This window comes from Rathayibacter sp. AY1C5 (assembly GCF_002931705.1).
In the GTDB taxonomy this organism is placed as follows: domain Bacteria; phylum Actinomycetota; class Actinomycetes; order Actinomycetales; family Microbacteriaceae; genus Rathayibacter.
In genome coordinates this window covers 1-573 of the sequence record NZ_PSWD01000068.1, presented here as the reverse complement: position 1 = coordinate 573, position 573 = coordinate 1, and the positions used below count along the sequence as shown (strand labels likewise).

Below are 573 nucleotides of genomic sequence, written 5' to 3'. Positions count from 1 at the left end.
CATCGCCAACAACAAGGCGTGGAACGCGGCCGAGAAGGTGCGCCGCGAGTGGATCGCGACCTTCCTCGCCCGCAAGACCCTCCCCAAGGACGCGGATCGTTTTATCGCTCTCGGCCTCACCACCCACCGGTTCGCGGTGTCCTCCGGGATGACGGGCGGCAGCGACCTCGCGCACACGCTGCTGCGCATCGAGCGCCCCTCCGGCTACCGCGCCGACGCCCTCGCAGCGCTCGTCGAGGCGAACCCCGCGAAGGCCCGCCTGGTCGCGCTGGCCGTCGTCCTCGGAGGCCAGGAGGCGCACACGAGCAAGGAGTCCTGGCGCCGCGGCGACGAGCGCACGGCCGAGCACTTCCGCCAGCCCGCCGCCTGGGGATACGCGCTCTCCCCGGTCGAGCAGGTCGTCACCGGCGACAACACCCCCGCCGACGCCGCAGGGCTCAGCTAGCCCACCCGGCGGGGACCGGCTCGCGCCGATCCCCGCCCCTCCTCTTCTCCCACTGCTGCACAGGAAGGCCCGACCATGACCACCACGACCACCGCACCCCGCCCCGCCCACCGCTTCGACCCGTACCA

Annotated in this window: 1 pseudogene; it reads left to right on the top strand. The window is 72.9% G+C overall.

What is annotated here, in order from left to right:
- Positions 1–445, top strand: a pseudogene (locus tag C5C57_RS18285) (chromosome partitioning protein); the annotation flags it as partial.
- Positions 446–573: the final 128 nt, after the last annotated feature.